Consider the following 14099-nt stretch of genomic DNA (forward strand, 5'->3'; position numbering starts at 1 on the left):
ACAACCATGGCAAAGATCGGTCAAGCGAATCCTTCCTTCCAGGAAGATAAATCCACAAGCGAAAATAGTGTCCAGAAGCGGAGAAGGCAAAAGAGAGAGAACGCTCTGGTTTTCGATGGCACATATAAAGCGTCGAAATTGTTCTTTAAAAATACCAAAATGGATGAGTATTTACTCGCAAAATATGCGCCGGATGAAGATAAGTACGTGTCGCGAGATAGCTCAGGTAGAAATACAGCGCGCGTCACAGGCGATGGCGAAATAACCCGCGAAATAGGCTCGAGATTTGGCGCAACAGAGGCAACAGCCGTAAGTCGTTACGATGGGAGCAGCGGATACCTCTCTCACCTTGAACTTAACAACGGGCGTGCCCTTCAGACGTACGATTTTGACAAGAAAGGCCTTAAAAAAGCTCACGTGTCGAAAGCCAATTTTGAGGCGACTTGGGAGGTGAATGCAAGAGGTGTTCTCGAGCGAACCAATTACTGGTCGGGTCGCAAGCGGGATGGCCACTTCCTGAGCTTTTACCAGGAGGAAATGAGCAAGCCTATTGCCGGAACAGACGGTGTCCGCGAGCTCAGAACGAGGACGCTCCCAAAGACGCAACTTCTCGGAGGGAAGGAGAAGATCTACGAAGTTGACAAGTACGGAAATCGTGAACGGATCAAGCGAACGACACGGCTATCCTCATTCGAGAAAAGGAACGCGCCTGACGGACTAAGTAGCACCGTCATGAAATCGCGTTTAGGCGGGCTTTTTTCCAAGACTTATGAATCCCAGTTCGATCAAAGAGGCAAGGAGATCGGGCGGGAGATCACTTCGCACCGCCGCCTGTTAAACGAACGAACTGCAAAGTTGAACGAAGACGGTAGCCTTCGTGAGACCGAGCACAAATTCGGCAGGTTTTACAGTAAAAAAACTGTCTTCAGGACAGGCCAGGACGGCCGAGAGTTTAAGGAGGTTAGTCGCTCTCTGTTCGGTCGCGGACCCAAGCAAGTCCCTGTTGAGTTGACAGCCGTCGAGAAACTGGCCCAAGCAGAGCGCGTCGATAATAAAGCGCATCTTAAGGAGCTGCAACAAGCGGCCGCCGAAACATCTTTCGCCGAAGCACTCAGGGATGTGCGGTCTAGGACGTCCTCGGCAACAAAGAGTTCAGGGACTGCTTACACCGATGATGGGGATGTGCTGCTCGATAGGAGGTTTCCTAGTCCAGTAGAGAGGGAATTGCCTCCATTGCCTCCACTACCAATAGTTGGTCGATCTGACCGCACAGATAGCTATTTCCGTCGCCCCGCCACGCCGTTCCGCGGGCCCCCCCTGACCGTTCCTAAACGGGATTCTGCCGTATCGTCGGTATCCGAGTTCGACCCTCGGACGGACAAGCGATCGAAAGATAGGATTGATGTTGCTTTTGCAAACGGATCGGACCCCAAGGCAAGTGCGCCCTCTCGGCCGCTTCAACGTTTAAACATGCACGGCATGAACGATCCAGGTCCAAAAAGGTTAAACAACGCTCCCGGTCCACGCTTCCATCAGCCTCGTGAACCTGGAACGCCGGTGCAAGCGAGCGTGTGGAGCGTTAGAAACAACGATCACGCTCGTCCACTTAGTGGATCAAACTCAGTAGGCGCCGAGTCGGACGTGGAAGCGGCCTTCGGAAAGGCAACAAAACAACATGCAGTCAGGATGGCGGCGCCGAGTGACGCTGGATTGGCTCGGCTCGAGCCTCGAACCTATCAGGCTCGGGAACTTGGGAAGACGGTACAAACTAGGATGTCTGACGTGCAGAGTAAAGAACACGCTCGGCCAAGTAGTGTATCGAGCTACTCGAGTGACGATTCGGACGCGGAGGCGGCTTTCGGAAGGGCAACACAAAAGCACGAAGCAAACATGGCGTCGAGGGGGCTCGACCATCGTCCACGCGTTCGAGATGGAATTCGGGTTTAACACCGCGTGGTTGCCATCCTAACCGCGCCAGTTAACGCGACCGCCGGCCGCAAACCAACCGACCGATCTGAATGTTCTGTTTCAGATGTAGTAGTTATGAGTTTGCCACCGCAGAGACTAGGATTATTATACCTCTTACGATCTGCCCAACTATAGATCACCTGTTTTCGCTGAATATAAATAAGTAGGAGATAAGTAATGAATGTGAAAAAAACGGACATTCTTCACGAAAAATCTAGTACCGTAAAGGACGTAGAAGACCTCGGCGATACTCAGAATAATTTTGAATTTGAAGATATTTACCAGGACGAGGAAGAGGCGGAACAGGCTGAATTCGACAAGGCGACACAAATTCATAATCAAAGAAGTAAACCAAGCTCCATTTAAGTTGTTTTCATTTTGTTTTTAATATGAAGGTGTGCCAATGCCAAATAGCAGTGGAAACGTGAACGCCCCTAAGGGTTTTAGGGTATTCGTAAAAGATAGTGATGACATTCTATTCGGCATTGAACAAGAGGGTAGCCCTCCGTCGATCGAGTATGTTAGAAGATCCGAATTCGAGAAACGTGAAAAGCGGTATATTACCACGAACGATTTTGCGCCCGATAGTCAAACGCAAATTTTGATGACGGGCGGACGGGGTGATCTGGCGACCCCACGCAACCTACACCACACATTTTTGGACGAGGCGACGCGCGCATTCCCCCCCGGGGCCCCCAAAGGGATGATCTTTGGGAAACAATTATCCCTAGCTCGAGACGCCATGACAAAAGCGCGTGTGCCAAATGCTCATCCGCTAATGCCTGAAAGTCAAGGTACTCTGAGGAACCGCTTGGGAGAGGTGCAAAAAACTCCTGACGGGAAAGATAAGCAGGCTCGGCAACTTCAGGGTCAAGCGCGGTTTTATCAAACTCCGGGCGGAGAGCGCGAGAAAATGTTTGATTACGGCGATGTGAGTCCGGAGGTCTCCGGCCAGGCATTGCCTGACTACTTCGTGCGCGGAAAGGACAACCGTTTGGTGGGAAAATGGCGCCATCCAGACGACGGACTTGCGGGGAAAAACGAACAACAGATTCTTGGTCGTGATGGAAAGGAACTGATTCTAAAATCCCAGACTTTCATTGCTCAAAGGGCGGAAAACCTAAGAGCTGACGGGAGAAGCGTTGAAAAGCGGCTCAATAGCTACCTCAAGGACGCCGGCTACAGTAAAGACACCCCGCAATTGTTGATTCACTTTGGCGATGATTTTTGGCCGGCTGAGAGAGTTTTGAAAAAGTTTCCTGATGGCGCTCATGCGGACCGATTAAAACACGGTCCAGATGCTGACATACCGCCCGGATATCCGCACCAACTGAGCGTTCTGGTTAAAGACGGCAACCATCTTTATCCAGCTGAAAAGTTTAGCGCACGCGAGCCCGAAGCCTTTCACAAAATTATGAAGGGGGTGGAAGCCGAGGTTCAAGCCGAGGGACATAAAATCACTCTTCGCTCTCAAGACTGGAACTATACCGGCGCAAGTTACGATATCAGTTCAAATACTCAAGGTCTAAGTCCAATTTTCGTGATGAAAGGCGAAGGGAAAGACTTTCGTTTGTCTCCAGCATTGGGCTTGACTGCCAAGAACGTCGAAATGTCCTACCCGCCTGAGCGCAGGTTCGCCGCTAAAGTTAATCGCAGTGGCGAGCCGACCGGTATGTGGGAAAACATGGCGACCATCAACGAGCGCGACATCTCCGAGCATGTCAAAGACACCTGGGAAGAGCTTACCGGGAGACGGTCGAAGGAACGAGTTCAAGTAGGGAGGGGTGCAGCTGCATATGCCAAGGGTTCGGATATGGAACTTGACCCTGAAAACTACCGGCCAGCCGGAAGCTGGCGGAAGGATGATGGAGGAAGGAGCGCAGCTATCCCGACCGCTGTCAAACAGGAGATAGATACGAAACCCCTCCAGTGGGTTAATGCCAGTCAGACCGATTTTGCCAATGAAGCGGGCGCTAACGGCTCGGACAATGTGGTGATGGGAGGAGTTGAGGATGAAAACCACCAGCCAGCGCCAGCACATCGGGGGCTGGAGGAGAGACCCAGATCTGCGCATCATGGCAGGCAGTAGGCCTTTGCTGTTGCTGTCTCCCGAATGAGGCCGGACGGGCAGAGATCATGCGAGGAATAGTCACATGAACAACATGGACATACAACAACTGGACAGTCACGGCGCGCGCCCACGCAAAGGCTGGCGCGACCACTTAAGAAATCTCGGTCAGTTTTTCAGCTCACGTGGCGGCGATCGCCGGACACATGAAGAGAGAGCAGGGCGCGCGCGCCCACAGGAAGGAGCTCTGCGAGATGAGACCCGGCAGCCAAGGCCGGAGAGGGCTTCGAGCGAAAGCGGTAAAGGCAAGTCCGAGCAAATCATTTCTCGAGCCCCAAATGCTCGGGCAGCCCGGCAATCACATGAAGAGACGCTCGCGATTCTGGAGGGCGCAGCTCCTCGTTTGGGAGACGGGAGGAGCCCAGAGCGTATTTCGCCAAACCTTATATCGGAATGGCAGAGAGCGGTTTCGCCTGGCACATCGATGAGCTCAATGGAACCGCTCTCAGATATGTCCACGTCTAATAAATCACCGCGGCTGGAGAGGACTAGTAAGGACCCAATCGACGGGAGAGACACTGTTTCTACTGCTTGGTCGTTCGACACAGATCGAGGCTCGGTATACGGCGGTAATAAAAGCCGCTGGTCACATAGCATTCGCTCGAGCGTTTCTTCTTTTGAGTCGGATAGAAGTTCGCTCCAGGGCGACTCGGATCTGGACAGAAGGAGCATCGACACCACAGCGACAGACGTGGAATCGGCAGTTTCAAGCCCCGAGGTCGTTTACTCAAGTGCAGAGATCGTGACGGTTCCTCCGACGACAGTCGTTCACGCTAAACCTATGATAATCGACGTCGCTAGAAATCGGAAAGAACCCGTGGAAGCGAGGCGAGATTCTTCAAAAGAGAGAGAACCAAGGTCCCCGCTCGAAAAGCACGAGAGGACTTCCGAGCTCTACGATCACCGGCCGCCGGTTCGCGGCCGCTGAGGAGCAACTGGATTATGCCGGAAAACATTGGAGACAAAGTCCGCATCCTCCTTCTCAGCACAGTTCTCTCAATTCCTTTAGGACTGCTGTTCTGTGATATTTACGTAAGTTTAAGCGCTGGCGGTGGCGTCGACGCCCTGGTCGAAATTGACCTACTAGCTTTTTGGTACGTGACGCCACTATATATAGGCCGCATCAGCCCACTCTTCATCCACTGTGTAATCATTGTTGCTGTCACAGTTTTCGTCGTGATGGTGGGGCTTGCCGCGCTTTTGTTTAAAAAGCAACATCACGGCACTGCGAGATGGGGACGGTTTGCCGAGATGGCGCGGCTCAAGTATCTGCTCCCTTATGAAAAAGTCTCCGGTCCAATATTCGGCAAGACGACAGGCCCTCGCGGATTGGGAAAGTACCTGAGCAATGGCCCGCAACCCCATAGCCTTGTGGTCGCGCCTACGCGAGCTGGCAAGGGCGTCGGTGTTGTTATCCCGACACTCCTGACCTTCAACGGTTCCGTTCTCGCGCTTGACGTTAAGGGCGAGCTATTTGAGTTAACCTCTCGAGCTCGAAAGCGAAATGGCGATAACATCTTCAAATTTGCGCCAATGGATAAGGAAGGGCGAACTCACTGCTACAATCCCGTGCTCGATATCGTAGCGACAAGTCCGGAGCGGCGCTTCTCTGAGGCGCGCCGATTAGCTAACAACCTGATCACGTCAAAGGGGAAAGGGGCGGAAGGCTTCATCGACGGCGCGCGCGATCTGTTTGTGGCGGGCGTCCTGGCGTGCATTGAGCGGGGAGAACCGACTATAGGCGCCGTCTACGACCTCTTTTCTCAGCCGGGAGAAAAATACAAGCTTTTTGCGCAGCTGGCAGAAGGCAGCAAGATTCCGGAGGTGCAGCGCATTTTCGACAATATGGCTGGTAACGACACCAAGATTATCACGTCCTACACGTCTGTCTTGGGTGACGGTGGTCTCAATCTGTGGGCTGATCCACTGATAAAAAATGCGACAAGCCGCTCGGACTTTAATATTTATAATCTGCGCCGCGACCCCACAACAATCTACTTGACGGTCAGCCCGAACGACCTAGAGGTCATAGCTCCGCTCGTGAGGTTGTTCTTTCAGCAGCTCGTCTCGATCCTGCAGCAAGAAATGCCAGGAAAGGACGAGATATTCGAGGTCCTGTTCCTCCTGGACGAGTTCAAACACTTGGGCCAGCTCGAAGCAATCGAGACTGCGGTCACCACAATTGCTGGTTATGGCGGCCGCTTCATGTTCATTATCCAAAGCCTTTCTGCACTGACTGGTGCCTACGAGCAGGCAGGAAAGGAAAACTTCCTCTCGAACACTGGCGTGCAGGTCTTCATGGCCACCGCGGACGATGAGACCCCCGAATATATTTCCAAGTCCATCGGTGACTACACGTTTACTGCGAAGAGCAAGTCTTACGATTCTAAGCAATGGTGGAACGCTCAGGTACAGGCTTCCGAGCAAGGCGAGAAGTTACTCCGTCCCGAACAGGTTCGTCTCATCAACGACAATATGCAAATTGTTCTCGTGAAGGGCCAGCCGCCACTGCACATGCACAAAGTGAAATATTACGCGGACCGAAAGCTGAAGAAGATTTTTGAGGCTCAGGCTGGACCGCTGCCAATGCCTGACCCCGTCACCTTTGACCCTGCGCCGACCGAGGCAGCGAAAACGCCCCACGCTCTCGCGAACGCTGAAGAGCTGGACGATGAGGGCATTCCGCAAGATATGACTGGCGGCATTTCTACGGCAGAGGATCTGTCGGCTACCACCGAGAGCCGGGAGAATGCAGACGAACGGGACGCTTCTGCTGATAGCGGCGCCCCATATTCTGATGACACTCAGTGGACCGGGACGATTGGCAGCTCTGCCAACGGCGATGCAGAAGATGTTGGAACGATTGCCTCAAATTGGATCTGGGCCCAGGAAAACAAGAAAGAAGAGAACGAAGAAGCGAACGAGAAGGATCGGCATAGTGACATTTCGGGCATGGCGCATCAACGCGCACTTTTGGACCGTATCATAGCGCTTCAGAGGCGTAGCTCATACGCCAGCGCTGACCTCGAAGAGTGAAGGTGGAAATGATGGACGATTTGTCGAACGCCTCCCGAGGCGACAGGCGGAGTTTGGCCGTCATGAGATTGCTAGCGCAGGATGCTGATCTGCGGAAGGCGTTCTTGAACCGGCAGGCTCCAAACGACATCGTCGCGTCGAAAAGAGCTCAAGCGGCTTCAAAAGCAGAGCATCGGCTTGTCGCTTACGCAGCAGAGTGCATCGCCCAAGGCTCTTATAAGCTGCTCAACGAGGATTGGAATTACCACTTCACTCCGCGGGTGCAGGAACGCTTCGCGCAAGTGGGGGCAATGGTCGATGCTCAAATCACCGATGGCCCCTTAGCGGTATCAATGCGACGCGCTTTGCTACAGCGGGCAGAGAGATTTGCCAGCTTTTCTCCACATTTTCGCTCACCAGATACAACCGACGACAATCTCGGAATTGCGAAGAATCTTAATGAAGAGACCATTTCGCGTCGGCTTCCGCTTGAACTCCTGGGACGAGAACTGGGACTTCGGAAGGTTGTATCGGCCTACTCAGGTGTTGATTTCAGTCCGGAGCAAGCAAGGGGATTTACGGATGCGCTCGGTCATTTACACCAGGTGCTGCACGAACATGTGCGGACACGTGATCCGATCTTGAGGGACCAGGTTCGATCGCGCGTAAATTGGAACCTGCCGGGGGATGTTGGCCGCGTCGCGCGCGGGATCGAGGCCGAGCTTGAGAAATTGGGAAGCGATCAGACTCTCTTGCGCTTCGATGAGCAGCAGAGGGTGCGCTATGAGCGCGAGCAGCGCGCGTCGGACGATTCCGGCCTCGGGCACGACAAGCCGGAACGAGTCCGTTCTCGTTCAATACGACCAAGTGGCGAGCCGGCGGAAGCCTCCTCATCTGCCTTGACGGGCACAAAAAGAACAGCTGACGCCGCCCGTATTGGTCAGTCTACCAATGAGCAATCTCAATTAGCCCCCAAAAGAAGGCGCTTCGGCATTGAAGATGGGGAACCGCTTGCGCTTGTACGCGAGCCCACAAACCGTCGCCAAACACCGGAAGAATACCGCCGGCGAACCCGCCGTGGAGGCCACTCACTTTAGCAGGACGCGCCGACTTTAAGCGTCCGAGATATCACCTAGTCTCCTGGACTAGAGCACGTCGGTTGCATCCGTTGAACACGGAATCGGATTTTGGTGACCAGCACAACTCGGTGCGATCCTCTGCCTTCGAATCAGCGAGGCAGGAATGGGACGTGCATTGAGCGAGGACCTTCGCAGCCGCGTTTTGGCGGCATTCGGGAGGCGGCATATCGGCGAGGTCATGCCGGAAAACCTGGGCGCAGCGGTGAAGGTAGTGGTCTTCCAGTCCCCATTTCATTCCCATTGAAAACGCCTTGTCGAAGCTCAAGTCGCTCCTGCGGGCAACGGCAGAGCGTTTCGTCGACGCGTTGTGGAATACCGTCGGCTCCATCGTCAAACTGTTCGAACCGCAGGAATGGGCCAACTACTTTCCTGCCGCCGGGCATGACCTCGATTAAAAGGGGCGAGCTCTAGCTACAAGACGCCCGGGCAGGCGTGGTGCTCAACATCGTCTGTCGTTCTCAGGAAAGCCCCGGTGATGTCTATCCAGTGGAACCCGGGATACTTCTTCTCGTCTTTGCTCGCTATTGGCGACGTGGCCGGATCTCACCACAAAGCAGCGATCCGTGGGGCTGCTGGGAGGATTCGTCATTCGTGAGGCAATCACAACGTGGCAATACGCCGTGTATTTTTCCCTTCCGCAAAAAGCAAGCCCCAAGCAGACTAGGTCCTGTTGACAAAGTGGATTCCCAAATCAGTGGAAGCATGATTCAAAACTGTCTTTTAGGAGGCGGGTTTGGCGCGTGGCGATCTGACGGATTTGGAATGGAGGATCATTGAGGGGCTGCTGCCTACCGAGCGCGGCAGGAAGTCTCGGCCCTCTCATGACAACCGGCGATATCTCAACGGAATGCTGCATGTTCTGCGGATCGGCTGCCCCTGGCGCGACATGCACGAGCGCTACGGCAAGTGGAACTCCATCTATGTTCGCTTCCGTCGTTGGGCGGAACAAGGCGTGTGGGATGGACTTCTCGAAACGCTTATCGAGTTGGGGCTAACCGACGACTGGCAGCACATGATCGACAGCACCACGGTTCGAGGCCATTCACAGGCAGCGGGCGCTAAAGGGGGACTTATAAGGAGGCTTTTGGTCGATCACGCGGTGGCTTTACGACAAAAATCCACGCCCGCGCAGACGGTCAAGGACGCCCTCTCGGCTTCATCCTGACGGGTGGCGAAGCATCGGACTACAATGCCATTCCGGGCTTGCTAGCAATGCCAGTTGGCAAACCGAGATTGTTTCTCGCTGACAAGGGCTATGACAGCGACTTCCTGCGTGAAGAACTGCTGACCCACGGGATCAGGCCCGTTATACCGCCGAAGGCAAATCGAAAAGAGCCGCCCGTCTGCGACTTTCGGGCCTATAAGGATCGAAACCGTATCGAGCGCCTGTTCAACAAGCTCAAGCAGTTTCGGCGCGTAGCCACCCGCTATGATAAAACCGAACGGTCGTTCGCTGCTTTCCTTGCTTTGGCTGCCGTTCGCGTCTGGCTGCCATCATTCACCGGGATGGTCCAAAACCCATGACCTAACCGGAGCCTCCCCAGTTCGGACGTCTTTGTAGGTCGAGCTGATCTTACTCAGCACCGTCTCATCGTCCGTATCGATCTCGTAGAATGTGCTGTCGACGGCTCGGATCGTAATCCATGTCTTGTCTGACTGCATCGGTCCGGAGCCGACAAACTCGCCCCAGATAACCTGCTGCGTCTTCTCGGCCAAGGCTGCTAGATCGGAGCCTGAAAGCCGGGCGTCGTCCTGCGCCAACTCCTCCAGTTGCTCGCCGCCGTCACCTGTGGCCTCAAACCATTCGTGCCCAGGTTTGGATGACTTGACGGTCGAAACTGTCCAATTTGCCTGCAAAGATCGAGGTGTCAAAAGCCGCAGTAAGTCTCTGAGATCAAGCGCGAGGACATTCTCTTTGAGATCATAAATCCTAAGTATCGCCATGACGTCCCCCTGACGGCAGGATTCGCATTGGCAGCAGCACTTTGTCAACAGGACCTAGGAGGACGGGGGAAAGACTCCAATTCGCGTCTGAATTACATATGAAATGATAGAGTTGTTGTTCGTAGATCTAAGAAAAATTATTATACATATACACAATCATTACAGGGACGGCCTATGAATACTCAACTTCTTGCAATTGCAGCTTCCGTTTGGTTCTCTGCGACAGCCGTATACAGCGCCGACTTGCCTGAGCTGCCGCCGTCGACTCCTATGGTGCCTCCTATAGAACAGGCCCCCCCGTTAGCATGGGACGGACTTTATGCAGGCGTGTCTCTTGGTGCAAACTTGATGACGGGTTTTTTCTACGCCGATTGTTACTGCGACACTCTAGAAGAGAGCTTCGCCGGCCGGCGTCTCGGAATTTTCGCCGGCTACAATTTTCCTGTAAGCGAAAATGCTATCGTGGGCTTGGAAGGCGACGTCGCCTACGATTGGAACGATCGAAACCTTTATGGCACTCAAGTTGGGACCGATATATCATATGCGGCCCGAATTCGCTTGGGTGAAGTAGTGGGGAATACCTTGTTTTACGCTGCGGGTGGCTGGACGGCCACGAACGCGTTTGTCGAAAACCCCGACGACAGCGACTTTGTAAACGGATGGACACTCGGCGCTGGCGTCGATTGGACGATCAATGACTCGACATTTTTCCGAGCAGAGTATCGGTACAACGACTACTCGACGGCCAACTTGGCAGGGGTCAAGGCCGACCTTGATCAAAACGTGTTTACGATCGGCATTGCCCGCAAGTTTTGAGGATCTGTTGGAGATGGGGCAAGCTGTTTGGAGTGCTGTCACACAGATCTGTTTAGTGTCATCTCAGGGACCGGTCTAGAGTAGCGGCCCGTCCTTTCCACGCCGATGGTTATGGCACATACCCTCAGGTCGGATGGCTTATGTGAAGGGGCACGCGAAGGCCGAAAGAACGTTTGGCATTCAAATTGCCCCGCAGGGAGTTCCCTGCGGGGCGCTAAGATCCACGTATCCGTGTTAGATACTGCTGAAATACGGCGCGAGGAGACTAAATGGCCACCGCTAACGGGAAATAGAGATCGAAACACGTCCCCCCGGTGGCCTTATTGTGGACGTCTATCTGCCCGTTGAGTGCGCAAGCGGTCGAACGTACGACGGAAAGGCCAAGCCCCGTGCGGCCATGCCCCCGTGCCGTCGTGAAAAAAGGCTCAAAGATGCGGCGCTCATGCTCGGGTGCAATGCCAGGGCCTTCGTCGCATACGGAGATGTGAACATAGGTCCCGGGGACAAGCTCACCGTGTTTCAGTCTAAGGATTTCGATTTGCCTGTGCGGCGCGATTCTCAGTTGAACAGACCCGCCACCTTCCTGTGCTTCACTTGCGTTTCGGCATAGGCTGACCAGCATGTGTTCCAACTCGCGGGATGTTCCAACCATGAACATCTGGACATCAGACACATCGATGTCGAGCCTCGTCAGAGGTGACACGGATGTGTAAAGGCTAGGCAGTATCTCCGATAGGCCCTCTTGTACATTAAATACCTGACTCATGGAATTACTTCTCCGACTAATAGTAAGAACTTGCGCGGCGATCTTCTCGGCTTTACGGCCGGCTTCAAGAATTTGCTCTGTAAAATATTGCCCAGGGTGCTCTTGTGGAAATGACTCGGCCAGCATCTCTGCGTAGCCGAGTATGGTTGTTAGAATGTTATTAAACTCGTGAGCCAGCTCCCCCGCCAGTGCGGCACTGCAGGGCAGGGGTGATGCAGGCTCCGGACCACTAGCCTTAAATCCGGTCACCCCGCCTTCGTGCTGGATCATTGTGTGCGCACCCGAAGCGTTTCACTGTGAACCTCGGCATTGAACATATAGCCTATTCCGCGCTCAGTTTTGATGTAAGACGGAGTGGACGCATCAATCTCGAGTTTGCGGCGTAGTCTGAGGATAAGGACGTCAACGCTTCGGTCGTAAATCTCTTGATCATGGACGCGCGTCGCGAGCAAAAGCTGCTCGCGAGACAGGATCTGTCGGGGCGCCTCCAAAAAGGCGACGAGCAGATTAAACTCGGTGGACGTCAGCTTAACCTCCTCGCCAGAAGTCCGGCGAAGCTGTCGATTCCTGGTGCTTACGCGCCAGCCATCAAACGTGTAGATCTTAGAGCTGTGGATGCGTTTATCGGGCTGTTCACGCAAAGCCGCGCGTACACGCGCTAGGAATTCGCGCATGCTGAACGGTTTGGTGATATAGTCGCGGGCGCCCACCTCCAGTCCAGTCACCTTATCCTCTTCGTCCAGCCTGGCGCCACTGATGATGATAATTGGAACGTTGCGGCTCGAGCTGAGGTTACGGACGATCTCGAGGCCATCTTCTTGCCCAAGGTTCATATCGACGATCACCAAATCGGGCGCCTCGATCGCCATTTGCCGGTTCATTTGCGCGCGGTTTTCAACTGCGCTAATCCGGAATGCGTGCTGCGATAGATAGTCTCCCAGCATTCGTCTAATCGAAACATCGTCGTCTACGATCATGATATTTTTCATCAGACACTCCTTGCGGCAACGATTGCGCGCCCAGCTCTAAAGCTATGATGAGAAACTAGGCATCTGGTTCTACAATCTCAATCGTCAGTGGACGTATGGCACGATGCACGTGGCGGAGCATCGCTGACGAATTCAACCGATCGCGCACGCCGAAAGCCCAGGAAAGATGGCTTCTCTGGTCGAATGGCCGAGTTTGTGCGCAGCATTTCTCTTTCAACTGTAACGAATTTCGACGTATCTGGCCCCAGGTTCCAAGGGGAAGTGTAGTTCTGTGCGGCCGGTTACAAATGAAATCATGGGAAATGTTGACAGAAAGAACGATGTCGCCAGTATGTAGTCAATGTTACGAAGGAAATTTTGAAGAAACTATCTGAATTGACAGAATGCATATTAGAGAGAAAAACATGCGGGTTTTCAGGAAGACAAAGATAGGAGTGTTTATACGAGAAAGCACAATCACATTTGCAGTAATATATTTGGTTCAGCTGCATGGGGTTCATTCAACAGTGCATGCAGCAATATTTGATGAGCTCAAGGATGGAACCTTGATCCAAAGGGATGGCGGCGCACAAGAGGGTGCGCCGCCGACGGGGGTCAGTAGCGGCCCGTATGAGGCTTCTGTTGGATACATGGTGCCTGACGCGAGCTTCCGTTCGGACATGAACGCGCTTACCGGCAATGCGGCCAGCAAGGCGATCTCGCGGCAAATGATCCTACCTGCCCCGCGCGGAATGTCGCGCAGGTTAAGCATTGAGCAACAACGCATGCGTCTCGTAGCAGCAGAGGTGGCTTTAGCCTTCGCCTCTATGCCGGCCGTCAGACGGGCCGGGCTCGATAAACGGTCTTTCGTTGAGCTGTTCACTGCGATGATCCAAAGGGAAAGTGGCTTCAATCAATTCGCAGTTTCTTCAGCTGGCGCACGCGGTTTGGGTCAACTTATGCCGGCAACGGCCGCTGAACTGGGAGTTTGCGACTCGTTCTCGGCGGCCGACAATCTGCAGGGCGCTGCAACCTACTTGACGAACATGCTGTCGCAATTCGGCAGTCCAGAGCTCGCTCTTGCGGCCTATAATGCCGGTCCTGGCGCAGTGGAGAGGCACCGTGGAATTCCGCCGTACCGCGAAACACGTCAGTACGTGGCAGACATCCTTCATGCTGTGACGCTTACGTCTAATGAAGTGCCCGTCGATTTTGTGATGGAGCGGCAGCCCACACATACCTTTGCCAACAGATACCTTGTCGCAGGGAAGCCTCCCTCCGACTGCCCAACCCTCGCGCCGTCCACAAAAAGCGGCCCGACGGTCTATCAGTATCCCGGGTAACTTCCTGGGTCA

Annotated in this window: 11 protein-coding genes and 1 pseudogene; 9 read left to right on the forward strand and 3 right to left on the reverse strand. The window is 53.9% G+C overall.

What is annotated here, in order from left to right:
- The first annotated feature begins 6 nt into the window (after positions 1–6).
- From ASD00_RS22915 to ASD00_RS40320, 7 genes and pseudogenes are all read left to right on the forward strand, one after another.
- Positions 7–1947, forward strand: a complete 1941-nt coding sequence (locus tag ASD00_RS22915; protein ID WP_057208978.1) for a hypothetical protein — start codon at positions 7–9, stop codon at positions 1945–1947.
- Positions 1948–2145: 198 nt separating this feature from the next.
- Positions 2146–2334 (forward strand): hypothetical protein, encoded by a 189-nt coding sequence (locus tag ASD00_RS22920; protein ID WP_057208980.1) that lies wholly within the window; start codon positions 2146–2148, stop codon positions 2332–2334.
- A gap of 37 nt (positions 2335–2371) precedes the next feature.
- Complete coding sequence (locus tag ASD00_RS22925; protein WP_057208982.1) at positions 2372–4057, forward strand: hypothetical protein; 1686 nt, start codon at positions 2372–2374, stop codon at positions 4055–4057.
- A gap of 981 nt (positions 4058–5038) precedes the next feature.
- Entirely contained in the window at positions 5039–7132 is a 2094-nt protein-coding gene (gene virD4, locus ASD00_RS22930; RefSeq protein WP_057208985.1) for a type IV secretion system ATPase VirD4, read from the forward strand.
- Between the two features lie 8 nt (positions 7133–7140).
- Positions 7141–8208: a hypothetical protein gene (locus ASD00_RS22935; RefSeq protein WP_057208987.1), complete on the forward strand. Its 1068-nt coding sequence runs from the start codon at positions 7141–7143 to the stop codon at positions 8206–8208.
- Positions 8209–8471: 263 nt separating this feature from the next.
- A pseudogene (locus tag ASD00_RS38130) lies at positions 8472–8645 on the forward strand (IS630 family transposase); the annotation flags it as partial.
- A 338-nt stretch (positions 8646–8983) separates the two neighbouring features.
- A protein-coding gene (locus tag ASD00_RS40320) for an IS5 family transposase (protein WP_156585747.1) occupies positions 8984–9774 on the forward strand; the annotation gives its coding sequence in 2 pieces (ribosomal slippage) (positions 8984–9314 and positions 9314–9774; 792 coding nt in all).
- Here ASD00_RS40320 and ASD00_RS22950 read toward each other — a convergent pair.
- The gene (locus ASD00_RS22950; protein ID WP_057208994.1) at positions 9745–10194 is read right to left on the reverse strand and encodes a hypothetical protein; all 450 of its coding nucleotides are present in this window, start codon (positions 10192–10194) and stop codon (positions 9745–9747) included. The genes ASD00_RS40320 and ASD00_RS22950 overlap by 30 nt on opposite strands.
- A 174-nt stretch (positions 10195–10368) precedes the next feature.
- On the opposite strand from ASD00_RS22950, the gene ASD00_RS22955 reads away from it, so the two are divergent.
- Positions 10369–11010, forward strand: coding sequence for a porin family protein (locus ASD00_RS22955; protein ID WP_063963326.1), 642 nt, complete (start codon positions 10369–10371; stop codon positions 11008–11010).
- 265 nt (positions 11011–11275) lie between these two features.
- Here the strand turns inward: ASD00_RS22955 and ASD00_RS22960 are convergent, their stop codons facing one another.
- Together ASD00_RS22960 and ASD00_RS22965 are read right to left on the reverse strand one after the other, a co-directional pair.
- Positions 11276–12046: an ATP-binding protein gene (locus ASD00_RS22960; RefSeq protein ID WP_057208998.1), complete on the reverse strand. Its 771-nt coding sequence runs from the start codon at positions 12044–12046 to the stop codon at positions 11276–11278.
- On the reverse strand, positions 12043–12765 hold the full coding sequence (locus ASD00_RS22965; RefSeq protein ID WP_057209000.1) for a response regulator: 723 nt from the start codon (positions 12763–12765) through the stop codon (positions 12043–12045). Before ASD00_RS22965 ends, ASD00_RS22960 begins: the two co-directional genes overlap by 4 nt.
- 404 nt (positions 12766–13169) lie before the next feature.
- Between ASD00_RS22965 and ASD00_RS22970 the strand changes: the two genes are divergently transcribed.
- Entirely contained in the window at positions 13170–14087 is a 918-nt protein-coding gene (locus ASD00_RS22970) for a lytic transglycosylase domain-containing protein (RefSeq protein ID WP_082523688.1), read from the forward strand.
- Positions 14088–14099 lie beyond the last annotated feature (12 nt).

The sequence above is a fragment of the Ensifer sp. Root31 genome, from assembly GCF_001424825.1.
Taxonomy (GTDB): Bacteria; Pseudomonadota; Alphaproteobacteria; order Rhizobiales; family Rhizobiaceae; genus Ensifer; species Ensifer canadensis.

What these genes read in the sequence shown, in the direction of transcription:
- ASD00_RS22915 (WP_057208978.1), top strand. Translation starts at nt 7, where the DNA reads ATGGCAAAGATCGGTCAAGCGAATCCTTCCTTCCAGGAAGATAAATCC.
- ASD00_RS22920 (WP_057208980.1), top strand. Translation starts at nt 2,146, where the DNA reads ATGAATGTGAAAAAAACGGACATTCTTCACGAAAAATCTAGTACCGTA.
- ASD00_RS22925 (WP_057208982.1), top strand. Translation starts at nt 2,372, where the DNA reads ATGCCAAATAGCAGTGGAAACGTGAACGCCCCTAAGGGTTTTAGGGTA.
- virD4 (WP_057208985.1), top strand. Translation starts at nt 5,039, where the DNA reads ATGCCGGAAAACATTGGAGACAAAGTCCGCATCCTCCTTCTCAGCACA.
- ASD00_RS22935 (WP_057208987.1), top strand. Translation starts at nt 7,141, where the DNA reads ATGATGGACGATTTGTCGAACGCCTCCCGAGGCGACAGGCGGAGTTTG.
- ASD00_RS22950 (WP_057208994.1), bottom strand. Translation starts at nt 10,194, where the DNA reads ATGGCGATACTTAGGATTTATGATCTCAAAGAGAATGTCCTCGCGCTT.
- ASD00_RS22955 (WP_063963326.1), top strand. Translation starts at nt 10,369, where the DNA reads ATGAATACTCAACTTCTTGCAATTGCAGCTTCCGTTTGGTTCTCTGCG.
- ASD00_RS22960 (WP_057208998.1), bottom strand. Translation starts at nt 12,046, where the DNA reads ATGATCCAGCACGAAGGCGGGGTGACCGGATTTAAGGCTAGTGGTCCG.
- ASD00_RS22965 (WP_057209000.1), bottom strand. Translation starts at nt 12,765, where the DNA reads ATGAAAAATATCATGATCGTAGACGACGATGTTTCGATTAGACGAATG.
- ASD00_RS22970 (WP_082523688.1), top strand. Translation starts at nt 13,170, where the DNA reads ATGCGGGTTTTCAGGAAGACAAAGATAGGAGTGTTTATACGAGAAAGC.